The organism is Pseudomonas sp. G11-1 (assembly GCF_024031555.1).
GTDB classification, from domain to species: domain Bacteria; phylum Pseudomonadota; class Gammaproteobacteria; order Pseudomonadales; family Pseudomonadaceae; genus Halopseudomonas; species Halopseudomonas bauzanensis.
The window spans coordinates 17,860-44,164 of the sequence record NZ_QEYQ01000003.1 but is presented as its reverse complement, the minus strand read 5'-3'; the positions used below and the strand labels follow the sequence as shown (position 1 = coordinate 44,164).

The 26,305-nt window shown below is 58.8% G+C and carries 24 protein-coding genes and 2 riboswitches; of the genes, 14 read left to right on the top strand and 10 right to left on the bottom strand.

The features are described 5' to 3' along the window. Nucleotides 1–47: 47 nt before the first annotated feature. Nucleotides 48–1,766 (bottom strand): L-lactate permease, encoded by a 1,719-nt coding sequence (locus DHB74_RS10470; protein ID WP_499161412.1) that lies wholly within the window; start codon nucleotides 1,764–1,766, stop codon nucleotides 48–50. Nucleotides 1,767–2,108: 342 nt separating this feature from the next. Further along, nucleotides 2,109–3,512: a glutamate--ammonia ligase gene (gene glnA / locus DHB74_RS10465; protein WP_036991347.1), complete on the bottom strand. Its 1,404-nt coding sequence runs from the start codon at nucleotides 3,510–3,512 to the stop codon at nucleotides 2,109–2,111. Between the two features lie 323 nt (nucleotides 3,513–3,835). Between glnA and thiI the strand changes: the two genes are divergently transcribed. The 5 genes from thiI to DHB74_RS10440 all read left to right on the top strand — a co-directional run bounded on the left by thiI (nucleotide 3,836) and on the right by DHB74_RS10440 (nucleotide 10,697). Continuing rightward, entirely contained in the window at nucleotides 3,836–5,290 is a 1,455-nt protein-coding gene (thiI, locus tag DHB74_RS10460) for a tRNA uracil 4-sulfurtransferase ThiI (RefSeq protein WP_499161411.1), read from the top strand. 121 nt (nucleotides 5,291–5,411) lie between these two features. Next, nucleotides 5,412–7,223: a translational GTPase TypA gene (gene typA / locus DHB74_RS10455; RefSeq protein WP_036991344.1), complete on the top strand. Its 1,812-nt coding sequence runs from the start codon at nucleotides 5,412–5,414 to the stop codon at nucleotides 7,221–7,223. Between the two features lie 585 nt (nucleotides 7,224–7,808). Beyond that, nucleotides 7,809–8,384 (top strand): hypothetical protein, encoded by a 576-nt coding sequence (locus DHB74_RS10450; protein ID WP_499161410.1) that lies wholly within the window; start codon nucleotides 7,809–7,811, stop codon nucleotides 8,382–8,384. 93 nt (nucleotides 8,385–8,477) lie between these two features. Further along, the gene (locus tag DHB74_RS10445) at nucleotides 8,478–9,758 is read left to right on the top strand and encodes a hypothetical protein (protein ID WP_499161409.1); all 1,281 of its coding nucleotides are present in this window, start codon (nucleotides 8,478–8,480) and stop codon (nucleotides 9,756–9,758) included. Between the two features lie 171 nt (nucleotides 9,759–9,929). Then, nucleotides 9,930–10,697 carry a hypothetical protein gene (locus DHB74_RS10440; RefSeq protein ID WP_499161408.1) on the top strand — a complete coding sequence of 256 codons (768 nt, stop codon included), beginning with the start codon at nucleotides 9,930–9,932 and terminating at the stop codon, nucleotides 10,695–10,697. A gap of 177 nt (nucleotides 10,698–10,874) precedes the next feature. Here DHB74_RS10440 and DHB74_RS10435 read toward each other — a convergent pair whose 3' ends face one another. Continuing rightward, nucleotides 10,875–12,116, bottom strand: coding sequence for a serine hydrolase domain-containing protein (locus DHB74_RS10435; protein ID WP_499161407.1), 1,242 nt, complete (start codon nucleotides 12,114–12,116; stop codon nucleotides 10,875–10,877). A gap of 74 nt (nucleotides 12,117–12,190) precedes the next feature. Here DHB74_RS10435 and DHB74_RS10430 point away from each other — a divergent pair, with 74 nt between their 5' ends. Next, nucleotides 12,191–12,604 carry a GFA family protein gene (locus tag DHB74_RS10430; protein WP_280165054.1) on the top strand — a complete coding sequence of 138 codons (414 nt, stop codon included), beginning with the start codon at nucleotides 12,191–12,193 and terminating at the stop codon, nucleotides 12,602–12,604. 112 nt (nucleotides 12,605–12,716) lie between these two features. Next, the gene (locus DHB74_RS10425; RefSeq protein WP_499161406.1) at nucleotides 12,717–13,955 is read left to right on the top strand and encodes a DUF2254 domain-containing protein; all 1,239 of its coding nucleotides are present in this window, start codon (nucleotides 12,717–12,719) and stop codon (nucleotides 13,953–13,955) included. Between the two features lie 32 nt (nucleotides 13,956–13,987). Here DHB74_RS10425 and mapR read toward each other — a convergent pair whose 3' ends face one another. Continuing rightward, a complete protein-coding gene (gene mapR, locus DHB74_RS10420) occupies nucleotides 13,988–15,397 on the bottom strand; it encodes a GntR family transcriptional regulator MpaR (protein ID WP_136868445.1) in 1,410 nt (469 codons plus the stop codon). Between the two features lie 17 nt (nucleotides 15,398–15,414). After that, entirely contained in the window at nucleotides 15,415–16,821 is a 1,407-nt protein-coding gene (gene ccoG, locus DHB74_RS10415) for a cytochrome c oxidase accessory protein CcoG (RefSeq protein WP_499161405.1), read from the bottom strand. A gap of 354 nt (nucleotides 16,822–17,175) precedes the next feature. Between ccoG and DHB74_RS10410 the strand changes: the two genes are divergently transcribed. After that, nucleotides 17,176–17,529, top strand: coding sequence for a CidA/LrgA family protein (locus DHB74_RS10410; protein ID WP_036991330.1), 354 nt, complete (start codon nucleotides 17,176–17,178; stop codon nucleotides 17,527–17,529). Next, a complete protein-coding gene (locus DHB74_RS10405) occupies nucleotides 17,526–18,212 on the top strand; it encodes an LrgB family protein (RefSeq protein ID WP_036991328.1) in 687 nt (228 codons plus the stop codon). Before DHB74_RS10410 ends, DHB74_RS10405 begins: the two co-directional genes overlap by 4 nt. A gap of 51 nt (nucleotides 18,213–18,263) precedes the next feature. Here DHB74_RS10405 and DHB74_RS10400 read toward each other — a convergent pair whose 3' ends face one another. Together DHB74_RS10400 and DHB74_RS10395 are read right to left on the bottom strand one after the other, a co-directional pair. After that, on the bottom strand, nucleotides 18,264–19,724 hold the full coding sequence (locus DHB74_RS10400; protein WP_499161590.1) for a catalase: 1,461 nt from the start codon (nucleotides 19,722–19,724) through the stop codon (nucleotides 18,264–18,266). 147 nt (nucleotides 19,725–19,871) lie between these two features. Further along, on the bottom strand, nucleotides 19,872–20,492 hold the full coding sequence (locus tag DHB74_RS10395; RefSeq protein WP_036992001.1) for a trimeric intracellular cation channel family protein: 621 nt from the start codon (nucleotides 20,490–20,492) through the stop codon (nucleotides 19,872–19,874). A gap of 23 nt (nucleotides 20,493–20,515) precedes the next feature. After that, a riboswitch (glycine riboswitch) is annotated at nucleotides 20,516–20,613 on the bottom strand. 33 nt (nucleotides 20,614–20,646) lie between these two features. Next, nucleotides 20,647–20,735, bottom strand: a riboswitch (glycine riboswitch). 116 nt (nucleotides 20,736–20,851) lie between these two features. Here DHB74_RS10395 and DHB74_RS10390 point away from each other — a divergent pair. The 5 genes from DHB74_RS10390 to dtd are packed head-to-tail and all read left to right on the top strand — an operon-like array spanning nucleotide 20,852 to nucleotide 24,451. Further along, nucleotides 20,852–21,388 carry a DUF924 family protein gene (locus tag DHB74_RS10390; protein ID WP_499161404.1) on the top strand — a complete coding sequence of 179 codons (537 nt, stop codon included), beginning with the start codon at nucleotides 20,852–20,854 and terminating at the stop codon, nucleotides 21,386–21,388. Between the two features lie 49 nt (nucleotides 21,389–21,437). Beyond that, nucleotides 21,438–22,394, top strand: coding sequence for an META domain-containing protein (locus tag DHB74_RS10385; protein WP_499161403.1), 957 nt, complete (start codon nucleotides 21,438–21,440; stop codon nucleotides 22,392–22,394). Nucleotides 22,395–22,414: 20 nt separating this feature from the next. Further along, nucleotides 22,415–22,996 carry an NnrU family protein gene (locus DHB74_RS10380; protein WP_499161402.1) on the top strand — a complete coding sequence of 194 codons (582 nt, stop codon included), beginning with the start codon at nucleotides 22,415–22,417 and terminating at the stop codon, nucleotides 22,994–22,996. A gap of 44 nt (nucleotides 22,997–23,040) precedes the next feature. Next, entirely contained in the window at nucleotides 23,041–24,012 is a 972-nt protein-coding gene (pip, locus tag DHB74_RS10375; protein WP_499161401.1) for a prolyl aminopeptidase, read from the top strand. Between the two features lies 1 nt (nucleotide 24,013). Beyond that, nucleotides 24,014–24,451, top strand: coding sequence for a D-aminoacyl-tRNA deacylase (gene dtd, locus DHB74_RS10370; RefSeq protein ID WP_499161400.1), 438 nt, complete (start codon nucleotides 24,014–24,016; stop codon nucleotides 24,449–24,451). Nucleotides 24,452–24,453: 2 nt separating this feature from the next. On the opposite strand, the gene DHB74_RS10365 is transcribed toward dtd, so the two are convergent. The 3 genes from DHB74_RS10365 to DHB74_RS10355 all read right to left on the bottom strand — a co-directional run bounded on the left by DHB74_RS10365 (nucleotide 24,454) and on the right by DHB74_RS10355 (nucleotide 26,228). Further along, nucleotides 24,454–24,795 (bottom strand): GlpM family protein, encoded by a 342-nt coding sequence (locus DHB74_RS10365; RefSeq protein WP_499161589.1) that lies wholly within the window; start codon nucleotides 24,793–24,795, stop codon nucleotides 24,454–24,456. An 85-nt stretch (nucleotides 24,796–24,880) separates the two neighbouring features. Continuing rightward, nucleotides 24,881–25,474 (bottom strand): 2-hydroxychromene-2-carboxylate isomerase, encoded by a 594-nt coding sequence (locus DHB74_RS10360; protein ID WP_499161399.1) that lies wholly within the window; start codon nucleotides 25,472–25,474, stop codon nucleotides 24,881–24,883. Between the two features lie 25 nt (nucleotides 25,475–25,499). Beyond that, complete coding sequence (locus DHB74_RS10355; RefSeq protein WP_074779232.1) at nucleotides 25,500–26,228, bottom strand: SDR family oxidoreductase; 729 nt, start codon at nucleotides 26,226–26,228, stop codon at nucleotides 25,500–25,502. Nucleotides 26,229–26,305 lie beyond the last annotated feature (77 nt).

The following is a 26,305-nucleotide window of genomic DNA, read 5'->3' as shown; positions in this document are numbered from 1 at the left end:
AAGGGCGGTGCACATCAGTGCGCCGCCCTTTTATCCGCACTGGGGAATCAGTTACCTGTGGTGGTGATTCCCGCTGCGTTCAGCGGATCGCTGATACCTAGCACGTAGATCGCCAGCATCATCAGCAGGCCGGCAAAGGTGACGTAATAGAGAGTCGGCAGCAAGGTCTTGCGCAGGGTAACGCCCTCACGTCCCAGCAGGCCGACGGTGGCCGATGCCGCTACCACGTTGTGGATGGCAATCATGTTACCCGCAGCCGCACCCACCGATTGCCCCGCAACGATCATGGCGCCGGAGATACCCAGCAGCTCAGCGGTATTGAACTGGAACTGCGAGAGCATCAGGTTGGAGGCGGTGTTGGAACCGGCGATGAACGCACCCAGCGCACCTACCGTCGGGGCGAACAGCGGGTAGACATCACCCACCGCGTTGGCGACGGCATTGGCCATGGCCACCGGCATGGAAGGCAGGTCGGACAGGTTGACTCCCGAGTTGATCAGGATACGCACCATGGGAATGGTGAAGATCAACACGAAGCCGGCGCCAATGATGGTGTTGGTAGACTCGCCCAGCGAGCGCTTGAACTCGGTGAACGACATTCGATGCACCAGGGCGGTGACCAGCACCACGAACACCAGGATGCCACCAGGCAGATACAGCGGCTCAAGGCTGGCGGACAGACCCGTTTCACCCATGATGTCGGTGAACTTGAAGCTCAGGCTGTTGAGCAGGCCCTTGAGGGTGTCGTTGGTGCGCGACAGCACCAGCGTCGCCGCCAGCAGCACATAGGGCAGCCAGGCCATCCAGATGGCGATCGGTCGCTTGCCGGCCACATCATCCAGCTTCATTTCGACACTGCCCATCCAGTCAGCGGGCCAGTCCTTCGGATCGGCGAAGTCCCAGGTTTCCTTGGGCATCAGGAAGCCAGCCTTGGCAGCGGGCACCACAATCGCCAGACCGACGAGGCCGCCGATGATGGAGGGGAACTCCGGTCCGAGAAACACCCCGGCCAGCGCGTAGGGAACGGAGAAAGACACCGCGGCAAACAGGGCGAAGGGAGCAACCGCCAGGCCTTCTTTCCAGGAGCGGTTCGCGCCGAAGAAGCGGGTCAGGATCATGACCATGATCAGCGGCATCAGCAGGCCGAGCAGGGCGTGCGTGATGGCGACCTTGGAAACGATCAACTGGAAGAAGGTCGGCCAGTCAGAGCCGACAGTAGCCAGGCTGGCACCGATGCCAGCTTGATCCAGGCCCGCGCCGACACCAACGATCATCGGCGTGCCCACCGCACCGAAGGACACCGGTGAGGATTGCACGATCATGCCGACTACCACCGCAGCAACGGCCGGGAAGCCCAGCGCCACCATCAGTGGTGCGGCGACCGCAGCCGGAGTACCAAAGCCGGAGGCGCCTTCAATGAAGCAGCCGAACAGCCAGGTGACGATGATCGCCTGCACGCGACGGTCCGGGCTGATGCCCGAGAAGCCCTTGCGGATGGCGAGGATGCCGCCCGAATGCTTCAGCGTGTTGAGCAGTAGAATCGCACCGAAGATGATCCACAGGATGGAAGCCGTCAGAACCAATCCCTGAAGACTGGAAGCGACGACCCGTACCCACGTCATATCCCAGGCGAGCAGGGCAATGGCGACGGTAACGATGAAGACGACAGGCATTGCATATTTCGCCGGCCAACGGAACCCGACCAGCAGGACCCCCGCGAGAACCAGAGGAAAGAATGCAAGCAGAGACAAAAGAGTTTGGCTCATCTGGAATTTCCTTTGTTTTTTTTATGAGGAATGCGCAGCAACTGCAGCATAGCTCGGTCGGATGGGATATTGCTATCACCGATCGGACAGGTCCAGATGTTATCTCAATGGTCAGACCAGTAATTTATTCCCCAGGAGAGGGCGGGCGGGAGACCCCTTGTGGGCCATGAGTTGACGAGTTGGTCATGCTTTTTCGAGGGTCACAGTCAAACTGGTCCTACCAGATAGCATGAATGGCCGGGCAGCTGCTGACTGGCTGGTCAGAGCGTCTGGCGCAGCAAAAACGCCGGGCCAGAAAGCAGAAAACCCCGGCAAGCCGGGGTTCGTCACTGCGAAAGCGGATCAGACGCTGTAGTACAGCTCGTATTCCAGCGGGTGAACGAAGGTACGCACCTTGAGCTCTTCGGCTGATTTCAGCTCCAGGAAGGTATCGATGAACTCGTCGGTGAACACGCTGCCCTTGGTCAGGAACTCGCGGTCAGCGTCCAGCGCCTCCAGTGCTTCCTTCAGGCTACCGCACACCTGCGGAATCTGGCTGGCTTCCTCCGGGGGCAGGTCGTACAGGTTCTTGTCCGCAGCATCGCCGGGGTGAATCTTGTTCTGAATGCCATCCAGGCCAGCCATCAGCAGCGCGGCGAAGGCCAGGTAGGGGTTGGCAGCCGGATCCGGGAAGCGGGCTTCGATGCGTCGGGCCTTGGGGCTGGATACATGCGGGATGCGGATCGAGGCGCTGCGGTTACGGGCCGAATAGGCGAGCATGACCGGTGCTTCGAAACCCGGGACCAGACGCTTGTAGGAGTTGGTCGACGGGTTGGTGAAGGCGTTCAGGGCCTTGCCGTGCTTGATGATGCCACCAATGAAGTACAGCGCCGTCTCGGACAGACCGGCATAGCCTTCGCCGGAGAAGGTGTTCTTGCCATCCTTGCTGATCGAGATGTGCACGTGCATACCGGAGCCGTTGTCACCGTACAGCGGCTTGGGCATGAAGGTAGCGGTCTTGCCGTAGGCATCGGCGACATTGTGCACCACGTATTTCAGGTTCTGCACTTCATCGGCCTTGGCCACCAGCGTATTGAACTGCACGCCGATCTCGTTCTGGCCAGCGGTAGCCACTTCGTGGTGGTGAACTTCCACTACCTGGCCCATTTCCTCCAGCGCGTTGCACATGGCGGTACGGATCTCATGGTCATGATCCAACGGCGGCACCGGGAAGTAGCCACCCTTGACGCCGGGGCGGTGTCCTTTGTTGCCGGTCTCGAAGGAGGCGTCGGTGTTCCACGAGCCCTGCTCGGAGTAGATCTTGAACATGGAACCGGAGATATCGGACTTGTACTTCACCTCGTCAAAGATGAAGAACTCCGGCTCAGGGCCGAAGAAGGCGGTGTCGCCGATGCCGGTGGACTTCAGGTATTCCTCGGCCAGGCGGGCGATGCTGCGCGGGTCGCGCTCATAACGCTGCATGGTAGCCGGTTCGATGATGTCGCAGACGATGATCAGCGTCGGCTCTTCGGTGAACGGGTCCAGCACTGCGGTGCTGTCGTCGGGCATCAGAATCATGTCGGACGCTTCAATGCCTTTCCAGCCGGCGATCGAGGAGCCGTCAAACATCTTGCCATCCTCGAAGAAATCTTCGTTGGCGTCGCGGGCCGGCATGGTGACATGCTGCTGTTTGCCCTTGGTATCGGTGAAGCGCAGATCAACCCACTTCACATCAAATTCGTTGATCAGTTGGATCGCTTTCGACATGCTGTTCTCCAGTAGGAATCTCGTTCCAGGTGTCGGCCTGGCCCTTTCATACGTAGTGATGCGGGAATTGATTTATCCCGCCCGGTTCGTTTGTCCAGGTAATGGCAGCAAAAGCTGTGCCAGCATTGCCAGGCAGCGCAAACCCCGGCTGCAGCGTGATCTGGGGATCAGTGCAGGTCTTGCCGGGCATTATCGCGCACTTGATCGGTGCGGGGAACAGTTGCGATGCACCATATTGGCGCGTCGGTCGGTAAACCGGGCGAATGCCGGGCAGCACGGGTATAATGCGCCCCTTTTCGCTGCGCCGACCCAGAATTGTTCCTATGAAACTGATTATCAAATTCTTCGCCGAGATCACCATCAAATCGCCGCAGGTGCGCAAGCGCTTCGTCTCCCAGCTGCGCAAGAACCTCAAGGTGTTGCTCAAGCCGATCGACCCCGAGCTGCGCATTGCTGGTAACTGGGACAGCCTGGAGATCATTACCGGCGACGATCCGGCGCTGCAGGCGCGGGTAATCGAACGGCTGCAGAATACGCCCGGCATCAACCATATCCATGAAGTACACGAGCACGAGCTGGGTAGCCTGGATGAGCTGGCCGAGCTGTGCGTGGCGTGCTTTGCCGGGCAGCTGCAAGGCAAGACTTTCGCGGTACGCTGCAAGCGGATCGGCAAGCACCCGTTCTCGTCCACTGACGTGAACCGGCTGCTGGGCTCGCGGCTGATGGAGGCGAGCGGGGCGGCGGGCGTTTCGCTGAAGGACCCGGACGTAGAGATCCAGCTGGAAATCCGCCAGCAGCGGGTATTCCTGATCCAGACCCGGCATGAAGGTATCGGCGGCTTCCCGCTGGGCACCATGGAGCCGGTGTTGAGCCTGATGTCCGGCGGCTTCGACTCCACCGTGGCCAGCTACCAGATGCTGCAGCGCGGCATCCTGCCCCATTTCGTGTTCTTCAACCTCGGTGGGCGTGCCCATGAACTGGGCGTGCGCCAGGTCGCGCACTATTTATGGGAGAAGTACGCGGCCAGTCATCGCCTGCGCTTCATCAGTGTGCCATTCGAGGGCGTGGTCGCGGAAATCCTGCAGAACGTGGACAACAGCCAGATGGGCGTGGTGCTCAAGCGCATGATGCTGCGCGCCGCCAGCCGTATCGCCCAGCGCCGCGGCTTCCAGGCGCTGGTCACCGGTGAGGCTATCGCCCAGGTGTCCAGCCAGACGCTACCCAACCTGGCCGCCATCGATGAGGCCTGCGACACGCTGGTGCTGCGGCCGCTGATCACCACCAGCAAGACCGAGATCATCCGCACCGCCCGGCGCATCGGCACCGAGGCGTTCTCCGCGAGCATGCCGGAATACTGCGGGGTGATTTCGGTCAGCCCGGACATCCACACCAATATGCGCAAGGTCATCGCCGCCGAAGCCGGTTTCAATTTCAGCATCCTGGATGAGGCCATCGAACAGATGACCTCGACCGACTGCTGCGATCTGGAGCTGGAGCTGGAAGGCTCCGAAGTGGAGACGGTTGAACAGGCGCTGACCGGCCAGGTAGTACTGGATGTGCGTCACCCGGATGAGCAGGAAGCCAACCCGCTGGTGCTCGAAGGAGTGGAAGTGCAGGCCGTGCCCTTCTATCAATTGAACAGTCGCTTTGCCGAGCTGGACCCAGGCCGGGCCTATCTGCTGTATTGTGAAAAAGGCGTGATGAGCCAGCTGCACGCCCAGTATTTGCTGGACCGCGGGCATGATAATGTCCGCGTATTGCGGCTGCCACGGCGCTAAATCTACCGGCGGTCCGACAACTTCGTACAAAAAACAGACACTGTCATCTCAGTGTCTGTATAATGCGTGACTCTTTTTTTCAGACAGGCTCGCCTGTCGCCTCGCAATCCAGGATACCCCCGTGATCGAGAATCTTCGTAATATCGCCATTATTGCCCACGTTGACCACGGCAAGACCACGCTTGTTGACAAGCTGTTGCGCCTGTCCGGTACCTTGGATCGCAAGGAGCTCGAAAACGAGCGCGTCATGGACAGCAACGACCAGGAAAAGGAACGTGGTATTACCATCCTGGCCAAGAACACCGCGCTGAAGTGGAAAGACTACGACATCAACATCGTCGACACCCCCGGCCACGCCGACTTCGGTGGTGAAGTCGAGCGCGTGATGAGCATGGTTGACTGCGTACTGCTGGTGGTTGACTCCATCGACGGCCCCATGCCGCAGACCCGCTTCGTGACCCAGAAAGCCTTCCAGGCCGGCCTGAACCCGATTGTGGTCGTGAACAAGATCGACCGTCCCGGCGCGCGTCCGGATTGGGTGGTAGACCAGATCTTCGACCTGTTCGACAACCTCGGCGCCAGCGAAGAGCAGCTGGACTTCCCGATCGTCTACGCCAGCGCCCTGAACGGCCTGTCCGGTCTCGATCACGAGAACCTGGAAGACAACATGGACCCGCTGTTCCAGGCCATCGTTGACCACGTGCCGGCTCCCAATGTTGATCTGGACGGTCCGTTCCAGATGCAGATCTCCCAGCTGGACTACAACAGCTTCCTCGGTGTGATCGGCGTTGGCCGTATCGCTCGCGGCAAGGTCAAGACCAACACCCCGGTCATCGCCATCGGCGCCGACGGCAAGAAGCGCCAGGGCCGTATCCTCAAGATCATGGGTCACTCCGGTCTGCAGCGTGTGGAAGTGGAAGAAGCCCAGGCCGGCGACATCGTCTGCGTCAGCGGTATGGACGAGCTGTACATCTCCGACACCCTGTGCGACATGAACAACGTCGAAGCCCTGCCGGCGCTGACCGTGGACGAGCCCACCGTTTCCATGACCTTCCAGGTCAACGACTCGCCGTTCGCCGGTAAGGAAGGCAAGTTCGTCACCAGCCGTAACATCAAGGAGCGTCTGGAAAAGGAACTGCTGCACAACGTTGCCCTGCGCGTTGAAGAAGGCGACTCCGCGGACAAGTTCAAGGTCTCCGGTCGTGGCGAACTGCACCTGTCGGTACTGATCGAAACCATGCGCCGCGAAGGCTTCGAGCTGGCCATCGGTCGTCCGGAAGTGGTAATTCGTGAGATCGACGGCGAGAAGCAGGAGCCCTACGAGAACGTCATCATCGACATCGAAGAGCAGCACCAGGGTGCGCTGATGGAACAGATGGGCCTGCGCAAAGGCGATCTGACCGACATGGCACCGGACGGCAAAGGCCGCATCCGCCTGGAATACGTTATCCCGGCCCGCGGCCTGATCGGCTTCCGTAACAACTTCCTGACCATGACTTCCGGTACCGGTATCCTGGCCTCCACCTTCAGCCACTACGGCCCGATCAAGGGTGGCGACGTAGGTCACCGCCAGAACGGCGTACTGGTCTCCATGGCCACCGGCAAGGCACTGACCTACTCGCTGGAAACCCTGCAGAGCCGCGGCAAGCTGTTCCTCGAGCCCGGCCAGGAAATCTACGAAGGCCAGCTGGCTGGTATCCACAGCCGCGACAACGACCTGGTGATCAACCCCACCAAGGGCAAGAAACTCGACAACATGCGTGCCTCCGGCAAGGATGAAGTCATCGCCCTGGTACCGCCGATCCGCTTCACCCTGGAGCAGGCGCTGGAGTTCATCGATGACGACGAACTGGTCGAAGTAACACCCAAGTCGATCCGTCTGCGCAAGAAGATCCTCGACGAGAACCAACGCAAGCGCGCCAGCAAGAGCTGATCCGCTAGCCAGCAGTTCAAAAGCCCCCGACGGTTAACGCCTCGGGGGCTTTTTTATGCCCCCAAATCATTCCTCACATGCCGCGTGTCCCGCCCCGTAGAGCGGCGTTGCTGCCCGCAAGGCGCAGTGCTCTGTGCATTCTTACGGTAGCCTTGCGCCATTATCTGGGCTATGTTCAAAGCCAAACGACAGGAACGCAGCCACATCGGCCCACCAAGCACGGGCTGGCTGCATCCTAAAAACGATACGGAACACGCCGGCATTGGTCGTCCATAACTGCGGGCGGTAGCGTGCCTGCATACGGGCTGTAGCAGGCGGCCTTTATAACTCGTTGATTTTTATTGGGTATAACAGATGCTGCTATGTGGTCGGCCCGGAGTTATACCGCAGTCGTTGTTATATATTAGTGCCGCGTGCGGCCTAATTACTATTAGTCATGCTGATTTTTGGCAATGGATTAAGAATGAATAGTACAGGTATAGTTAAAAACCCTCTGTCAGTGATAGCAATATTTGCTGGAGCCACTGAGATCAGTGGCGCAGGAATTCTGCCTTTCATCGATGCAGAAAACCAAAAGCTTTATATATGGTTCTTGATGATTTTCCCTGTTACCTTAGTCTTCTGTTTTTTGCAACACTGAATTGGAATCATAAGTCCCTTTATGCTCCATCTGACTACAAAAGTGATGAGTCATTTTTAGAGAGCGCAAATGGCAGCAAGTCAAAAAGGGAAGGCATTGCTTCGATGGAAAAAGTTATAGAGGCTAAAATTTATGAAGTCCTTGATGCTGCAGATGATGCTCCTAGTCCTGAGGATAGAAAAAGTATTGCTGAGAAAATAACTGAATCAATCAAAGTCAGCACATTTATTACTGTCGATGCTAGACCTTTAACAGGTTTTGACGCGGATGTTTTCGATCTACCTTACGTTGCATTTTCATCATTCGACAGTCTAACCAATGAGATATTTTTCTTGATTGAAAGGCATGTGAGACCGTTTGAATATGGTTATTCTTGGGTGCTAAAAAATGAGGAAGGGAAAGTCATCAAAAACGCCAGGATGATCACTAGAACGAAAGCCGGTGTGCCATGTACAGATAGCCGTGGGCTTAAAGAGATTGGGATACTACCTGGCATGAAAATTACAGTGAGTAAGCCGTAGCTCATAACAAACGACCGCAGCGAATCAGTTGCCCCTTCGCTCCAATTGCTCGCTGAGTTGGGCGTTAGGTTTCAATCATAGATAGGAGATCAAATGTCACAGTGGGATGATAGGTTCAATGAGCATGCTATTCATGCAAGCCTTGAGAATTTGACAGAGAGATTGGAAGATAAAGAACTTGTATCCGAAGACCTCAATATGATTGAAATTATTGATCGTGTTACTCAGGCGAAATTATATGCTGAGTTGTGCCTTCAAAGCTTGATTCCTGCACTTGTAAACCATGCCCATTTAAATAAGGCTAATAGTTATATAAGTAGCATAACCTCGGAAGTTAATGGTTATATCTCAAGCAAAAATATGGCGCATCTAAATAACACATCTGCCCATGTCGATAACTTGATGCTACAGCTAAATGCATTGCCTGTTACCAAGCAATCTATTACGGAGCAATCATTTACTACTTCACTTGTTGAGTTTAAAAAGTTAGCCGAAAAATCATTTGCCAAGTTAAAGAAGTCAAAAGATGAACTGCTTGATTCTGTTGAAGCTGTTGCGAAGGACTCAGCAGCTCAAAAATCTAAACTTGAAGAGTTGGTGGTTGAAATCAATAAGTACGATAAAAGTATTCAAGCATCACTTAGCAGTTTTAATGAGCGATTTGGCGAAGCGGAACAACGATATTTTAAAAGGCTAGACGAAACAACAAGTAACTTTGAAAGCCAATACCAAGCTTTTTCAGAAGATGTTAGCGAAAAGCTAAACGCTAACGTAGTTGCAAATGAAGAAAAAGTGGAAGAGCTTCTAGTTGAGCACAGAGAACACTTTAGTGAGCAAGTTGAGAAACAAAAATCTGATGCTCAGGCAGTTTTGGATGAATTAGAAGAGAAAAGATCAGAAGCTTCTACTCTACTACAGATCATAGGAAATATTGGTATAACAGGTAACTACCAAAATATTGCAAACAATGAGAAAGAAGCAGCAGATATCTGGCGTCGTATTGCTCTTGGCTTGATGATAGGAATGGTATTGTTTATTGGCGTTACAATTTTCATATCCGCTAAAAATGGGTTTGATTGGAAGTTAGCATTGTTTAGAGTAGGCGCTGCTCTTGTCTTAGCAATACCTGCGGCTTATGCGGCTAAAGAATCTGCCAAACATAGGAATTTAGAAAACCACAATAGGCGCTCTGAATTGGAATTGGCTTCCTTAGATCCATATTTAGAAAAATTGCCCAAAGATACTAGAGATAAAGTTAAAGAGGAACTGACTAAAAAGTTTTTTGGTTTAAATGGTGCTGAGCCAAAAGTAGAAGATCCTGTTTCGAACAAAGCAATATTCGACTTATTGAAAGCGGCTATAGATAAAAAGTAGCACGATCTGGCAAGAGTTTCCACGTCGGACAAGTTATAGCCGGATTTTTGTTCGTGTCTCACTTGTTTTAGCCAGCTGTAGTTTGCCGCTTAACGGCGTTAGAATTATGGGAGAATAAACACCATGTTTACCCGAAATTTTAGGTTGCTGACTCAGGAGGGACATTTGACGATGTCTAGCCTTCTAGGTGGCTTAAACTCAATAAGAAATGCAAATATTGATGACAGCCGTCGAGGTTTGTTTTATTCAGGTTTATTTGAATTGGCGACTGGGTCTGAGCGCCTGATGAAGATAGTGCTTATTCTTGACCATCAGCTCAAGAATGGTCTGAAAAATCCTACAAACAAAGAGCTGCGGGATTTTGGGCATAATATAAAAGACCTTTTTGAAAAATGTTCAGAGTTGTCGCAAGAATATGGATTGCGGACGGAGTTAAAACTAAATGATAAGCAAAATAAAATACTTGCAACTCTTGCAGAGTTTGCTGTAGGCTCTCGATACTACAATCTTGATGTATTGACAGACTATACCAAAAATGAAGACCCTATTAGTCTTTGGCTTTCTGTAATTGATGATCACATTTGGAGCTTGCGTAACGATGTACGTGCCAAATTGCAACGTGATGCAATTCAGTTTGTTGACCGTTCTGGCATGGCTGGAAGTTGGCAACAAAATGTCGATGGTGAGTGGGTTACAATGCTCGACTTCTACTATTTGATGTTTGCGATAGAAAAGGCTAATCCTCATATTGTTTGGTCGATAATTGAAATTCTCCGTCCATTTCATGGGTTACTATGGCATCAATGCGATGAATTGCATGAGTTGTATGTGTCACATGGTAAGGAGAATGAAATACCATGCATGTTCGAGTTTTTCCCTTTTTTTCTGGTGCCAAAGACTTCGGCTTTAAAAAAGAAACAGTGGGCGTGGGGGAAGTAAGCCTAACAAAGCGCTTAAGAGCAAGTTGTCAACGCTTGCCAGTTCACTTCGCTCAGATTATGGCAGGCATTTCGTCACGCCTTAACGCGGCGTTAGGCAAGGAAGCGATGTTTATATTTATATATTACATTTTTTATAAGTTCCGGTTGGGGAGGCACTAGCTGGCGCAATGTTCTCTTAACGCTCCCCAAACAAAATACGACTGACCGTACCATGCACCACTCGTGAGTGGCGGTAGTCCGTGTTCTGCATCATCCCCAATACGATCCGGTTATTGCTCGGGTCAACCCACATCCAGGGACCCTGGATGCCCCACCACCAGTAGGTGCCGACCGGCAGGTGTCCGGCCTTGGCACTGTCCTCAACGATAGCCACGTTCAGGCCGAAGCGGTTGCCGGGTGCCCAGTTGGGGCCATCAACATCTGGCGGCAGCTGGTCGCGGGCCATTTCGTTTATCGATTCGGCTGAGAGAAGTCGCACGCCGTCCAGCTCGCCGCCATTGAGCAGCATGCGGGCGAAGCGTAGGTAGTCGCCCATGCTGGAGATGAGGCCGCTGCCGCCCTGGGTCAGCTTGGGTTTGGTCAGGTACTGGGTGTTGTCCTGCGGCTCCAGACCGTTGTCGCCGGGCTTGTAGGATATTGCCAGCCGTGGTGCCTGTTCGGCATTGACGTGGTAGCCGGTGTCTTTCATGCCGAGCGGCTTGAAGATGTTCTCGGCGAGGAACTGCTCATACGGCTGGCCGCTGACGACTTCGACTACCCGTGCCTGGATATCCACCGAGAGGCTGTAGTTCCAGGCGGTGCCGGGCTGATTGAGTAGTGGTAGCTTGGCCAGTTTGCCGACCATTTCTTCCAGGGTCTGCTCGGTGTTGAACAGGTCCGCCTTCAGGTACAGGGTATCGACCTGGGACTGACTGAATACGCCATAGCTGAAGCCGGCGGTCTGGTTCATCAGCTCGCGCAGGGTCGGTGCGTGGGTGTGGGCGGCGGTTTGCGGTATGCCGTCCGGGCCGTCGGCGACGGCGACCTTGAGGTCGGCAAATTCCGGCAGGTATTTGGCCAGGGGATCATCCAGTGATAATTTGCCCTGTTCCTGCAGCATCAACATGGCGACGCTGGTGACCGGCTTGGTCAGCGAGAAGATCTTGTACAGGGTGTCTTCGGCCAGCGGTACTTCGGCGGCGATATCCTGATACCCATGCTGGCTGCGGTGCAGCAGCTTGCCGTCCTGCTCCACCAGTACGGCGATGCCGGCAAGACGCCCCTGATCGACTTCGGCCTGCAGGGCTTTTTCGAGCATCTGGAAGCGTTCGGCTGCGATGGGCGGCGCTATGGTTTCAGCGTGCAGGACGCTGGTGAACAGCAGGCAGGCGAGGGCAAGCCAGGAGGGGTACAGACTACGGGAATAGGGCTTCAGCATGGCAGTATTTCTTGTTGTTTAAGATGTGGCACACAATAGCATCCTGCCCCAGCGGGAAAAAGGGAGGTAATTCCATGTACACAGGCCACTGCCAATGCGGCGACGTTCGCTTTCAGATTGTGGGTGAGCTTGAGCCGATTCAGATCTGCCACTGCTCCCAGTGCAGGCGAGCGCAAGGTACGCCCTTCGCGACCAACATTCCGGTGCAGGAAAGTGCCTTCACCCTGCTCAGCGGTGCGGAGCTGCTCAAGTCCTTCGAGTCATCCCCCGGTAAGCATCGGGTGTTCTGCAGTCATTGTGGCTCACCGCTGTACAGCACCAAGGATGATATGCCCGGTGTGCTGCGCATCCGTGCCGGCTTGCTGAACGAGCCGCTGGCTACATCGCCTGGTGCGCATATCTATGTGGGTTCAAAAACCAACTGGTGGTCGATTAATGATGAGGTGCCTCAATACGAGGCCGGGATACCTCCGCGCCGGGCTAGATGATGGGGAGCGAGCAGGCGCGATCTGGACGGCATAACGCCCCCTGCCTCGCACTGCTGTCACGTTGCCGGGACGGTGCTACGCTCTAGTCAGCGAAACGGGAGCGGAGGCAGGCGTGAATTACTGGCATTGGCTCTATGAGCGAGTAAAACGCCAGCTATGGTGGCGGGCGGTGGCCTTTGGTATCGCGGGGATGCTCACGGCGGTGCTGGCGCTGGTCGCGGAGCGGGTCTTCCCTTGGGAGATGCCGTTCAACCTGAGCTCGGATGCGGTGGATAGTCTGCTCAATATCATCGCTTCGAGCATGCTGGCGGTCACGACATTCTCGCTGGGGGTAATGACCGCGGCCTTTGGCGCGGCAACCACCAACGTGACGCCGCGGGCGACCAAGTTGTTGATGGAAGACGAGCTGACCAACAACGTGCTGTCGACCTTCATTGGCGCCTTTCTGTTCAGCATCGTTGGCATCATTGTGCTCAAGACCGGCTCCTACGGTGAGCGCGGGCGAGCGGTGCTGTTCCTGTTCACCATCGTGGTTATCGGGCTGGTAGTGATCCAGTTGTTGCGCTGGATCAACCACCTGATCTCGCTGGGTCGGGTGGGCACGACCATCGACCGGGTCGAGCAGGTTGCCGGCGCGGCGCTGACCGAGCGCCTGGCGGTGCCCTATCTGGGCGCCAACCCCTGGCACGATGTTGGCGCGGTGCCGCCGGGCGCGATTCCGGTGTACGCCAGCGCCATCGGCTATATCCAGTTTATCGATATCCCGGTGTTGTCCCGCCTATGCGAAGAAGCGGACTGCGAAGCCTACTTGCCACTTAATCCGGGCGCGTTCGTGTTCGAGGATACCGTGGTGGTCTGGCTCCATTCGCAGCAGGATCTGTCGGAGGTGACCGGGCAGATTGCAGATCAGTTTGTGATCGACACCAACCGGAGCTTTGATCAGGACCCGCGCTTCGGGTTGGCGGTCATGTCGGAAATTGCCTCGCGGGCGCTATCGCCGGCCGTCAATGACCCGGGCACGGCCATCGATGTGATAGGCCGTCTGACGCGCCTGCTGTCCCAATGGGCGGGTGGGCGGGAAGATGTGCCCGTCGACTATCCACGCCTGCATCTGTTGCCACTGGGCGATGACGACTTGCTTGAAGATGCGTTCATGCTGATAGCCCGCGATGGCGCCGGGATGATCGAGGTGCAGCTGCGGCTGCAGAAGTCGCTGGCGGCGTTGCAGCGGCGGGGCAATGCGAGCTTTCGCCAGGCGGCCGCCAGACAGTCGGCCATCGCGTTGCAGCGCAGTGAGATGGCGTTGACCTGTGTGGCAGATCAGCAGCGGCTGCGCGAAGCGCTGGAATGACCAGCTCGGTTTGCTGAGGCTGAAGGCGAAGCTCAGAACGACCGCAGCATCCGCCCCAGCAGTTCCATCGCCCGCTCGCTGTCCGGCCCCCAGGCGTGGCCGTGGTTCAGGCGCGCGCAGTGGCGAAAGCTCTGGCTGGCGGAGAAGATCGGGCCGGGTGCCAGGCTGATGCCCTGGGCCAGGGCTAATCGGAATAACTGCAGCGAATCGACCTGCTCGGGAAACTCGAACCAGAGGAAATAGCCACCGTCGGGCTGGGTGACGCGGGTGCCTTTGGGGAAGTGGCGGGCGGCGGAGGCGAGCATCGCCTCCTGTTGGCGTTGCAGGGCATGGCGCAATTTGCGCAGGTGGCGATCGTAGCCGCCATGCTGCAGGTAATCGGCGATGGCAGTCTGGGCCGGTACCGAGGGCGAGATGGTGGTCATCAGCTTGAGCCGGGCGATGCGCTCGGTGAAACGCCCGCCGGCTACCCAGCCCACCCGGTAGCCGGGCGCCAGGGTCTTGGAGAAAGACCCGCAGTGAATCACCAGGCCTTCACTGTCCAGCCCCTTGATCGGCATGGGCGGACGTTCGCCGTAATGCAGTTCGGCATAGACATCGTCTTCGATCAGCGGCACCTGATGCTCCTGCAGCAGGTTGTACAACTGCTGTTTGCGGCTGTTATCCAGGCTGGCGCCGAGCGGATTCTGAAAGCTGCTCATGAACCAGCAGGCCTTGATCGGCAGGCTGCCCATACGTTCGCGCAGTACCGCCAGATCGATGCCGTCCCGTGGGTGCACGGGAATCTCTACGGCCTTCAATTGCAACCGTTCGAGTACTTGCAGGCAGGCATAGAAGGTCGGTGACTCGATCGCCACCAGGTCGCCGGCCTGGGTCACGCTCTGCAGCCCAAGGTTGAGGGCTTCCAGTGCACCGTTGGTGACCACCAGTTCTTCTATTGGCAACCTGACCCCGCTGACCATGTAGCGCAGGGCGATCTGGCGCATCAGGTCGGCATTGCCTGCGGTCATGTCGGCGATGATGTCGTGGGGCGACAGGTTGCGCAGGCTGCTGGTCATGGAGCGGGCCAGACGGGCCATCGGGAACAGGTCGGGACTGGGAAAGGCCGAGCCGAAGGGAACCGTATGCGGGTTCTTCAGTGAGCCGAGTACCGAGAATACCAGCTCGCTGACACCGACCTCGGTGGTTGGGGGCACTGCCGGGGTGGGTTGCGGGTCAGGCAGGGGCAGCCCGGCCAGGCTGCGGACAAAATAGCCGGAGCGGGCGCGGGCCTGGATCAGCCCGCGGTCCTCCAGCAGGTAATAGGCCTGGAATACCGTGGACGGGCTCACGCCATAACTCTGGCTGGCCTGGCGCACCGAAGGAATCCGCTCGCCCGGCGCCAGAATGCCCGTGCGAATCAATTCGGCAATGGTATCGGCCAGGCGCTCGTAGCGTTTCATCGAAGGGTTCCATGCAGTCAGTAGCTGGCCGGTGCCAGAAAGGTTGATTCGGCCACAACCGGTGCGCTGTTGTCATCCTCTGCAGCGAGGACGAAGCGGATGCGCTGGCGTGCCGCGGGAGATTGTTCGCCGGTCCAGACCACACTGAGCGGCAGATCGTGGATATCTTCGGCCGCCAGCTGCACGCTGACCGGGGTCGCCAACTGCAGGCCTTGCGGTGCATCGAGGGTGACCTGATAGCGGCCGGGTTGTTGGCTCTTGTTGATCACCTTGAGACTGTAGCTGTTCTCCAGCTGGCCGGCGCTGTTCTCGCGAAACAGATTGCCACGGTCGCGGCTAACGTCCAGCGACATCATCGGCCGGTCCAGCAGCGCCACCACGAACAGCCCGATCATCAGCGCCAGCATGCTGCCGTAGCCAAGCAGCCGTGGTCGCAGCCAGTGGGTGGTGCCGCCTTGCTGAGCACGTTCGGAGGTGTAGCTGATCAGGCCGCGCGCATAACCCATGCGGTCCATGACGCTGTCGCAGGCATCGATGCAGGCGGCGCAGGCGATGCATTCGAACTGCAGGCCATCACGGATATCGATGCCGGTCGGGCAGACCTGCACGCACAGGGTGCAGTCGATGCAATCCCCCAGGCCCTGCTCGGCCGGCGTGCTGTCCCGGCGCCGCGGTCCGCGTTGCTCGCCCCGTTCGGTGTCATAGGCGATGACGAGGGTGTCGCGGTCGAACATCGCGCTCTGGAACCGCCCGTAGGGGCACATGTCGCGGCACACTTTCTCGCGCAGCCAGCCGGCGTTGATATAGGTGGCGGCAGTGAAGAAGAACAACCAGAACGCCGCCTGGGCGCCCAGCTCGAAGGTGAGCAGATCCACCGCCAGCTCGCGGATTGGCGTGAAGTAGCCGACGAAGGTGAGCGCCGTGGCCAGGCTCACGCCCAGCCAGATGGCGTGCTTGGCGCCGCGTCGCAGCAGTTTGCTCAGTGACCAGGGCGCAGCATCGAGGCGGACGCGCTGGTGGCGATCGCCTTCGGTGACTTTCTCCGCCCACATGAAGACCCAGGTCCATACGCTCTGCGGGCAGGTATAGCCGCACCAGATGCGTCCGGCAACCACCGTGATGAAGAACAGGCCGAAGGCGGCAATGATCAGGATCGCCGACAGCAGGATCAGATCCTGGGGCCAGAAGGTCGCGCCGAAGATATGGAATTTGCGGCTGGCCAGATCCCATAGCACGGCCTGGCGCTGGTGCCAGCTCAGCCAGGCCGTGCCGAAGAACAGCAGGAACAGCAGGCCGGCGCCGAGCAGGCGTAGCCGCCGGTAGTGTCCTTCGAAGCTGCGTGTATGAATCGGTCCGCCGAGCTGGGCGGGTGTGTTGCGTGCAATGGTGGCGTCGATGATCTCGACGGGAATACGTTCACCCATGGTCTACCCCATCAGTCATGAATCAGGCTGGTGACATGATCGTGATTGGGTCTGATATGAAACAGGCTCAGGTTTTCGATAAAAAACCGTATCAGCAGCAAAGCCGCGTCGTTAAGGGGTGACGCATTGTCGCAGGCCGCTCTGTTATGACGAGGCGGGGATTAATGGCGCGATCAGACGTTCATGGCAGGGCGCTGATACGGTTTTCAGCACGGCAACTGAGCCTGTTCATTTGTTAATTGATGTTGCATAGTGCGCGGTCGAATCCAATTTGCCATGGGGCTGTCGCTGCATGTATTTCCAGCAAAACAAGTGCGTACGGGGCGGGTCTGGTCCCCGTGAAAGGGGGCGGGCATGAATCTGGGTGCTCTGCTGTGGTTGATGGCGCTGCAGGTGGCGGGTGCGGTGATCAGTCATTTTCTGGTGCCGGCGCTGCCGGGGCCGATTATCGGCATGGTGTTGCTGGTGCTGGGCCTGGCCTTCCTCGGCGAGGTGCCGGAGTCGCTGCAGCGGACCGCGTCCGCACTGCTTGGCTATCTGCCGCTGCTGCTGGTGGTGCCGGCGTCGGGCATCATGCTCAGTCATGATCGTCTGCTGGCGGACTGGTTGCCCATCGCGCTGGCGCTGGTCGGCTCGCTGCTGGTAGCCGTGCCGTTCTGTGGCTGGCTGCTGCAATGGCTGATCCGCCGTCAGGAGAGCCGCCAATGATCGCCCTGCTGGTAACCATCCCGGTGTTTGCGCCGATGTTGACCATAGCGGCCTATCAGGTGGCGCTCTGGGTGCAGCGACGCACTGGTTCGCTGCTGCTGCAGCCGGTAATCGTGACGCTGATGCTGGTGATCGCGATGCTCCTGCTGCTTGATATCGATTACCTCATCTACCGCGAAGCCGCGGAGCCGATTGCCCTGTTGCTCGGCCCGGCGACCGTGGCGCTGGCGGTGCCGCTGTACCAGCAGCGCCAGCGCATCCGCATGTTGCTGTGGCCGATCCTGATCACCCTGCTGGTCGGTGGCGTGCTGATTGTGGTGCTCACCCTGCTGCTTGGCTGGCTGTTGGGCGCGCCCTTCGTCACGCTGATGTCGCTGGCACCCAAGTCGGTGACCATGCCGATTGCCATGCTGTTGTCCGAGCAGGCCGGGGGTGATGCGGCGATGACCGCAGCGCTGGTGATGCTGACCGGGGTGATCGGCACTGTGATGGCGCCGCCGTTGCTGCGTCTGGCACGGGTTGACTCGCCCGCCGCGCGGGGGCTGACCCTGGGCATGAATGCCCATGCCATCGGCACGGCGCATGCGCTGCGCGAAGGTGGCGAATGTGCTGCCTTTGCGGCGTTGGGGATGAGTCTGCTGGGGTTGGCTACAGCGTTGCTGCTGCCCTGGTTCGTGGGCTGAATGCAATGCGGGGCCTGCATTGCGCAGGCCCCGCATTATCAGGACTTCAGCTCAGGATTCGCCCATGCCTGGCACCGGCTCGGGTGCCGAGTGGGCCCGCACCTTCTCTTCGATACGCCGTCCTACCTCCGCATCAATGTTGCGCCAGTACTCGAAGGCGCGCTCCAGCACCGGGCTGCGCACACCACCGAGCAGGCTGCCGGCTACCTGATCGACCAGTTTGGTGCGTTCCTCATCGTTGAATACCTCACGCACCAGCGTGCCCGGCTGACCGAAGTCATCATCCTCGGAGTGTAGTTCGTAGGCGCTGCGCACCATATCGCCGTCCGCTTCCCAGCCATCCTCCATCTTGCCGGTACTGTCCGCCCAGCTGCGATCGCTGCTGTTGGGTGCGTACACCGGTGCGTTGCCGCTGTGCTCGTAGGTCATCTGACCATCGAACATGTAGGTGTTGACCGCCACCTTGGGGCGGTTCACTGGCAACTGATGGAAGTTGGTGCCGATGCGGTTGCGCTGCGCGTCGTTGTAGGCGAAGGCGCGGCCCAGCAGCATCTTGTCCGGGGACAGGCCGATACCCGGGACCGTGTTGCCAGGCGAGAAGGCCGCCTGCTCGATCTCGGCAAAGAAATTCACCGGGTTGCGGGTCAGGGTCATCTTGCCGACCTTGATCAGCGGGTAATCCTTGTGCGACCAGATCTTGGTCAGATCGAAGGGGTTGAAGCGGTAGGTGGCGGCGTCGGCATAGGGCATGACCTGCACTGACATGATCCAGCTGGGGTACTCGCCGCGGGCAATGGCCTCGAACAGATCGCGGCGGTGATAGTCCGCATCGATCCCCGCCATGTCGGCGGCTTCGGCGTTATTGAAGAACTCCATGCCCTGCTCGGTATGGAAGTGATACTTGACCCAGAAGCGCTCACCGGCGGCATTGACCCACATGAAGGTATGGGAGCCGTAGCCGTTCATGTGGCGCCAGGTGCGCGGCAGGCCGCGGGGCCCCATCAGGTAGGTTACCTGATGCGCCGATTCGGGGTTGTTGGTCCAGAAGTCCCACTGCATGTGGTTGTCGCGCAGGCCGGAGTCGGGCAGGCGTTTCTGGCTGCGGATGAAGTGGGGGAATTTCATCGGGTCACGCACGAAGAAGATCGGCGTGTTGTTACCGACCAGGTCGTAATTGCCTTCGTCGGTATAGAACTTCAACGAAAAGCCGCGCACGTCGCGCCAGGTATCCGGGCTGCCCATCTCACCAGCAACGGTGGAGAAGCGCGCCAGCATCTCGGTCTGGCTACCTTTCTGGAACAGCGCCGCCTTGGTGTAGGCGGACACATCTTCGGTGGTTTCGAACACACCGAAGGCGCCGGCGCCCTTGGCATGGGGTTGGCGCTCGGGCACCTTCTCACGGTTGAAATGGGCCATCTGCTCCAGAAAGTGCACATCATGGAGCATGATCGGGCCATTGGCGCCAATGGTCAGAGAATTGCGATCGCTGGGTGCCGGTGCGCCGGTACTCATGGTCGAGCCGGTTGGCGTTTTACTGTTTGAATCACTCACGGGGCGTCCTCCTTATCAGGCATCTGGCGAAGCTCTCTCGCATGGCTTCAGCTCTTAATGTAGACCATACGGGGGAATAGGCAGCCTTGCCAGTTGCCGGCTCGAGAATCAGTCGTTCCAGCGCCCCGGCGCGTAGGAAAACACCGGCAGTGCCAGCGACCAGCGAATTGCCGCCAGCCGCACTGCCAGGCCGAAGCTGAAGGAGGCCAGCAGGTTCACGTCATGGTTGATGCCCCAGTGACGCAACACCAGATAGAGAATCGCCACCGCCAGTGAAACGCTGGCATACAGCTCCTTGCGCAGCACCATGGGTGTGCGATTGCACAGCAGGTCGCGCAGAATGCCGCCGAAAATACCCGTGGTGATGCCGGCCATGATCACGACCGGGGTGGGGTAATCGAGCCGCAGAGCGACGTTGCAGCCGATCACGGTGAAGGCGATCAGCCCCATGGCATCGAGGATCAGGAACAGGCTGTGCAACCGGTGCATGAAACGGGCGATCAGCACGGTCAGCAGGCCAGCGGAGATGGTCAGGTAGATGTACTCCGGATGCTGGGTCCAGGTGACCGGGTAGTTGCCCAGCAGCATGTCGCGGACCGTGCCGCCGCCCAGAGCAGTGATGAAGGCTATGAAGGCGACACCGAACATGTCCATGTTGCGGCGGCCGGCAGCGAGGGCGCCGGACATGGCTTCGGCAGTGATGGCGATCAGATAGATGTAGAGAAGCACACAGAACTCCTGCAAGCTGTGACGCCTCTCCCCCTGTCCTTTTACCTGAGAGTTTACGCAGTCATGGACTGCTTGCCCCTTCGGTGGGTTGCCTTGGCAACCTCTCTCCAGCTGGCTGTGCGGTCACCCGCTGCGCTGGGCAGTATCGGGTGTCCTGTGGTTCGCAGTAATGGGTACCTGAGCGATTATGGGAGTTTGCGCCTTCGGCGGAGGCCTGGGGCCCCTCTCTCCTGCGACCGGCGATTATACAGCAAGCGCCTGGCTTTGCTATTGCTGACTGCTTCATTGTGTCGCCCGGCGCCGGGCCGGCAGATTGGTTACACTGGGACTGTTTTCCCCAGCAGCAAGCGGAGGGACCAATGCACCAGCAGATTCTCGATTTCTGGTTTGATCAGCTCAAGCCGGCGATGTGGTGGAAGAAAGATGCGCAGCTGGACCAATTGATCGAGCAACGCTTTGGCGAGCTGCATCGGCAGGCCGCCAGGGGTGAGCTATGGGAATGGCGCGCCACGCCCGAGGGGCGGCTGGCCGAGATCATTCTGCTCGACCAGTTCTCGCGCAACATCCACCGCGACCAACCCGATTCTTTCGCCCATGACGGGATCGCGCTGGTGCTGGCCCAGGAGGCTATTGCCGCCGGCGCCGATATGGCCCTGCCGGTGACACCGCGCAGCTTCCTGTATATGCCATTCATGCACAGTGAGTCGCTGGTGGTCCATGAGCGGGCGGTCGTGCTGTTTGACACACCCGGTATGGAATCCAGTCTGGACTTCGAACTGCAGCACCGGGATATCCTGCGGCGCTTCGGTCGCTATCCGCATCGTAACCGCGTGTTGGGACGAGCCTCCACCGAGGAAGAATTGCAATTTCTGACCCAGCCGGGTTCCTCATTCTGAGCCCGGGATACCTTACTGTCGTATCGATCCATATTCGAGGAGTCTGACCATGCATACCAAGATCCTGCCATCGGCCGTGCTTGCCGCTGCCCTGACCACGCTGGCCGGTTGCAGCACCTCGGCGCCGGATACCACCGTGCCCCGGATCGGTGGTGGTGAGCCTTTTACCGCCGAGCTGAATTGCGGGCGCCTGCCGATTTCCGCCAAGGGCGATGATGACCTGCTGCTGACGGTCGGCGATGAGCAATTCGCCCTGAGCCGGGCGATCAGCGCCTCCGGTGCGCGTTATGTGGCTGCGGGGGAGCCGGAGACCAGCCTGTGGTTCAAGGGTCAGCAAGCCTGGCTGGTGTTGCGCGGTGACGACTACCCACTGTGCGCGCCGAGCGACAGCATCATCGAACCCTATCGCGCCGCTGGCAACGAGCCCTTCTGGTCGGTGACGTTGGAGGGTGGTCAAATGACCCTGAACCGGCTCAACGAAGGTGAATCACCGGCCCAGCCCTATATGGCGGGCGAGACCGCCGGCGAGGTGGTGACCAGCGGCAACCCACCGATTCGGTTGCAGGCCAGCGATCAGCTGTGCCGTGACACCATGAGCGGAATGCCCTATCCGCAGCAGGTCAGCGTGCAGGTGGACGGCGTTACCCTGAACGGCTGCGGTGGTGACCCGGCGCGGCTGCTGCAGGGCGGCGAGTGGGTAGTGGAGGATATCAATGGCGGTGGCATTATCGACCGCTCCCGTGTGACCCTGAATTTCTGGCGTAACGGCCAGGTGAATGGCCGTGCCTCCTGCAACAACTTCATGGGAGAATACCAACTGACCGGTGAAAGCCTGACCATCAATCAGCCGGCCACCACCCGCATGGCCTGCGCGCCTTCGCTGATGGAACAGGAGCAACGGGTGCTGCGCAATCTGCAGAGCCTGCAGGGCTTTGATTTCGACGATACCGGTGCCTTGCTGCTGCGCTCGGCTGAGGGTTCGCTCAAGGCCCGTCTGGAACACTGATAATAATCAAGGAGATCTACATGCTGGCGTTGATATTGGGTTTGGTGCTGTTTCTCGGGATACATTCAACTCGCCTGTTTGCTGCTGACTGGCGGGTCGCGCAGATCGACCGGCGCGGCTTGCTGGCCTGGAAGGGATTCTATGCTGTTGTTTCGCTGGTGGGGCTGCTGCTGATCATCTGGGGCTACGGGCAGGCACGGTTGTCGCCGACCTGGCTGTGGCTGTCGCCCATGTGGACCCGCCATCTTGCTGCGCTACTGACGGTTCCGGCCTTCATCCTGTTGGCGGCCACCTATATTCCCGGAACTCATATCAAGGCCCGGGTCGGCCATCCCATGCTGCTGGGCGTCAAGTTCTGGGCCATCGCCCACCTGATCGCCAATGGCACGCTGGCCGACCTGCTGCTGTTTGGTGGTTTCCTCGCCTGGGCGGTAGCGCTGTATGTGGTATCGCGCCGGCGTGATCGTCTGGCTGGTGTGCGCTATCCGGCGGTCGGCTTCAGTCGGGACCTGATTGCCATAGTGGTCGGCTTGGTCGCCTGGGTGGTCTTTGCCATGTGGTTGCACGGCGCGCTGATCGGTGTCCGCCCCTTCGGCGGCTGAGCCTTACCTGATGCGGCCTGGCCGCCAACCCGGGAGTATGAACCATGCAACTGCTGTATCCGGAGATAAAGCCCTTCGCCCGTCATGATCTGGCGGTCGAAGCGCCCCATGTGCTTTATGTCGACGAGAGTGGTCAGGAAGACGGGCTGCCGGTGGTGTTCATTCATGGTGGGCCGGGTGGTGGCTGCGACAACCTGAGCCGGCGCTTCTTCGATCCGTCGATCTACCGCATCATCACCTTCGACCAGCGTGGTGCCGGCCGTTCCACGCCCCACGCCAGCCTGGAGAACAACACCACCGCCGCGCTGATCGAGGATATGGAGGCGCTGCGCATCCACCTGGGGATCGACAAGTGGGTGCTGTTTGGCGGTTCCTGGGGTTCGACCCTCGCCCTGGCCTATGCCCAGGCGCACCCTGATCGGGTGCTGGGCATGATTCTGCGCGGGATCTTCCTGTGCCGCGACGAGGACATCCACTGGTTCTATCAGGAGGGTGCCAGCCGCATCTTTCCCGATTATTGGGAGAGCTACCAGGCGTTGATCCCGGAGGCGGAGCGCGATGACATGGTAGCCGCCTACTACCGACGCCTGACCGGGGACGATGAAATCTGCCAGATGCATGCGGCCCGGGCCTGGTCCGGCTGGGAGGGTTGCTGCGCCACCTTGCGGCCCAGTGCCCAGCTAGTCGATCGCTTTACCGAGTCGCGGCGAGCGCTGGCCATGGCGCGGATTGAGTGCCACTACTTCATCAACCAGTCTTTTCTTGAACCGGATCAGCTACTGCGCGATATGCCGAAGATTGCACATATCCCCGGCATCATCGTCCATGGTCGCTACGATATGGTCTGTCCGCTGGATAATGCCCACGCGCTGCATCAGCGTTGGCCCGGCAGCGAATTGCAGATCATCCGCGATGCGGGTCACGCGGCTTCCGAGCCGGGTATTGCCGATGCCCTGGTGCGCGCTACCCAGAGCATGGCCCGGCAACTGCTGAAGCTGGCGCCGGAGGCGGAATAGCATGAAGGGGTTGTTGCAGCGGGTCAGCCAGGCCCGGGTGGAGGTGGCGGGCGAGATTGTCGGCGCCATCGATCAGGGCTTGCTGGTGCTGGTTGGCATCGAGCCGCAGGATGATCGGGCCAGTGCCGACCGGCTGTTGCACAAGTTGCTCAACTATCGTGTCTTCAGTGATGCCGAGGGGCGCATGAATTGCTCGGTGCAGGACGTACAGGGCGGATTGTTGCTGGTATCCCAGTTCACCCTGGCGGCCGATACGCGCAAGGGGCTGCGCCCGGGATTCTCCACCGCGGCGCCACCGCAGCAGGCTGCCGAATTGTTCGATTACCTGCTGCAGCGGGCGCGCGAACAATGGTCACAGGTGGCTACCGGGCGGTTCGGTGCGGACATGCAGGTGCATCTGGTCAATGACGGGCCAGTGACCCTGCTGCTGGAAACCTGACCTCAGCTTGGCTGGAACCGCACCCACAGCATGATCAGCAGCGTCGCGGCCACGCCCCAGGCGAGCAGCGCCAACAGCAGGATGGCAGGCAGCGGCAGCTTGCCGGCACCCCAGGCGATCACCGCAAGATAGATGGCGTAGGGCAACAGCGACCATAAGCCGAAGATGGCCGTGGTACGCAGGTCCGCCGCCGGGCGGGCGCTGCCGATAATGTAGTGGGCGATCACCGCAAAGGTGGGAAACAGCGGCACCAGTCCGGCGATATAGAAACTCTTGGAGCGCGCCAGCAGCGCAATGAGCAGAACCGCCAGTGCGCCGAGCAGCGCCTTGAATGCAAGTGAAATCATGAAGTCCATACCGGGCCGATGCGCTGCTCACGCTATGCCCGGCAGGTTATCAAGTCAAGGCCGCTCCCACATCAACTTGCGATCACTGAGCTCGGTTCAACGCTTCCTCCACGAATTCCAGCCGATCCTGACCGAAGAACATTTCGTTCCCGACAAAGAAGGTCGGCGCACCGAAGACGCCCCGTTCGATGGCCTCTTCGGTGATCTGCCGCAGCTGGTCTTTCACCACCGGATCATTGATCTTCTGCTGTAGTTCAGCCATATCAAAACCGTGGCGACCCAGTACGGCGGCGACCACCTCGGGGTTGCCCATATCCTGTTGATCGACCCAGATGGCCTGAAACACAGCATTGACGTACGGGATGAAGCGATCAGTACCCAGGTAGGCGGCCGCGCCGCGCATCAGCTGCATGGTGTTGATCGGGAAGAACGGATTGTGCTGGAACGGCACAGCATAGCGCCGCGCGTAACGTTGAAAATCCTCGCGGGTATAGCGCCCCTTCGCCGGCACGGTTGCCGGGGAGCTATTGCCGGTGGCCTTGAACACCCCGCCCAGCAGCATCGGCTTGTATGCCAGTTCGGCATCGTGGCGCTGCGCCAGGCTGGCGATCTGGGTCCAGGCCAGGTAACTGGCAGGGCTGCCTACATCAAAATAGAATTCGACTTTCTTGTTCATGTGCCTTGTCCTGTGGTGGTGGGGGTCAGAAGGTTTCCATCCAGGGCCGCAGATCCAGTTCATGGGTCCAGCAGTCCCGTGGCTGGCAATGCAGTTGCCAGTACTGTTCGGCGATGTGCTCCGGGTCGAGAATGCCGCCCTGGTCTTTCAACGCGTAGCGCTCGGGAAAGTTGTCGCGGATAAACGCGGTGTCGATGGCTCCGTCGATGATCGGATGGGCGACATGAATGCCCTGCGGCCCGAGTTCGCGCGCCATGCTCTGGGCCAGGGCGCGCAGCGCGAACTTGGCGCCGGCGAAGGCACTGAAACCATTGCCGCCCCGCAGCGAGGCGGTGGCACCGGTGAAAATGATGGTTCCGCGAGCGCGGGGCAACATCGCCTTGGCTGCTTCGCGGCCGGTGAGGAAGCCCGACAGCGCCGCCATTTCCCAGACCTTGCGGTACACCCGTTCGGTGGTTTCGGTAATCGAGAATCGTACGTTGGCGCCGATATTGAACACCACCACCTCGATGGGACCTATGTCCCGTTCGATATCGCTGAACAGCGCGACCATCTGTTCTTCACTGCGGGCATCGCAACCAAAGGCATGGGCGGCGCCGCCGGCCGCTGCGATATCGCTGACCAGCGGCTCAAGTTTATCGGCCTGGCGGCGGGTGACGCACAGGGTGAAACCTTCACGGGCGAAGCGCCGGGCAATGGCCCCGCCGGTGGCATCGCCGGCGCCGATGACAACGGCAACGGGTGGTCTGGACATGGGGTACTCCTTATCGGTTCTTTTTTGGAACTGATTAGATAGTCAGTTTCTTTTTGGAACTTGTCAAGCTATCCTGT

Bases quoted from the DNA above. Each gene is read 5' to 3' on its own strand.
- DHB74_RS10470 (WP_499161412.1), bottom strand. From the start codon at position 1,766: ATGAGCCAAACTCTTTTGTCTCTGCTTGCATTCTTTCCTCTGGTTCTC.
- glnA (WP_036991347.1), bottom strand. From the start codon at position 3,512: ATGTCGAAAGCGATCCAACTGATCAACGAATTTGATGTGAAGTGGGTT.
- thiI (WP_499161411.1), top strand. From the start codon at position 3,836: ATGAAACTGATTATCAAATTCTTCGCCGAGATCACCATCAAATCGCCG.
- DHB74_RS10450 (WP_499161410.1), top strand. From the start codon at position 7,809: ATGGTTCTTGATGATTTTCCCTGTTACCTTAGTCTTCTGTTTTTTGCA.
- DHB74_RS10445 (WP_499161409.1), top strand. From the start codon at position 8,478: ATGTCACAGTGGGATGATAGGTTCAATGAGCATGCTATTCATGCAAGC.
- DHB74_RS10440 (WP_499161408.1), top strand. From the start codon at position 9,930: ATGTCTAGCCTTCTAGGTGGCTTAAACTCAATAAGAAATGCAAATATT.
- DHB74_RS10435 (WP_499161407.1), bottom strand. From the start codon at position 12,116: ATGCTGAAGCCCTATTCCCGTAGTCTGTACCCCTCCTGGCTTGCCCTC.
- DHB74_RS10430 (WP_280165054.1), top strand. From the start codon at position 12,191: ATGTACACAGGCCACTGCCAATGCGGCGACGTTCGCTTTCAGATTGTG.
- mapR (WP_136868445.1), bottom strand. From the start codon at position 15,397: ATGAAACGCTACGAGCGCCTGGCCGATACCATTGCCGAATTGATTCGC.
- ccoG (WP_499161405.1), bottom strand. From the start codon at position 16,821: ATGGGTGAACGTATTCCCGTCGAGATCATCGACGCCACCATTGCACGC.
- DHB74_RS10410 (WP_036991330.1), top strand. From the start codon at position 17,176: ATGAATCTGGGTGCTCTGCTGTGGTTGATGGCGCTGCAGGTGGCGGGT.
- DHB74_RS10405 (WP_036991328.1), top strand. From the start codon at position 17,526: ATGATCGCCCTGCTGGTAACCATCCCGGTGTTTGCGCCGATGTTGACC.
- DHB74_RS10400 (WP_499161590.1), bottom strand. From the start codon at position 19,724: ATGAGTACCGGCGCACCGGCACCCAGCGATCGCAATTCTCTGACCATT.
- DHB74_RS10390 (WP_499161404.1), top strand. From the start codon at position 20,852: ATGCACCAGCAGATTCTCGATTTCTGGTTTGATCAGCTCAAGCCGGCG.
- DHB74_RS10385 (WP_499161403.1), top strand. From the start codon at position 21,438: ATGCATACCAAGATCCTGCCATCGGCCGTGCTTGCCGCTGCCCTGACC.
- DHB74_RS10380 (WP_499161402.1), top strand. From the start codon at position 22,415: ATGCTGGCGTTGATATTGGGTTTGGTGCTGTTTCTCGGGATACATTCA.
- pip (WP_499161401.1), top strand. From the start codon at position 23,041: ATGCAACTGCTGTATCCGGAGATAAAGCCCTTCGCCCGTCATGATCTG.
- dtd (WP_499161400.1), top strand. From the start codon at position 24,014: ATGAAGGGGTTGTTGCAGCGGGTCAGCCAGGCCCGGGTGGAGGTGGCG.
- DHB74_RS10360 (WP_499161399.1), bottom strand. From the start codon at position 25,474: ATGAACAAGAAAGTCGAATTCTATTTTGATGTAGGCAGCCCTGCCAGT.
- DHB74_RS10355 (WP_074779232.1), bottom strand. From the start codon at position 26,228: ATGTCCAGACCACCCGTTGCCGTTGTCATCGGCGCCGGCGATGCCACC.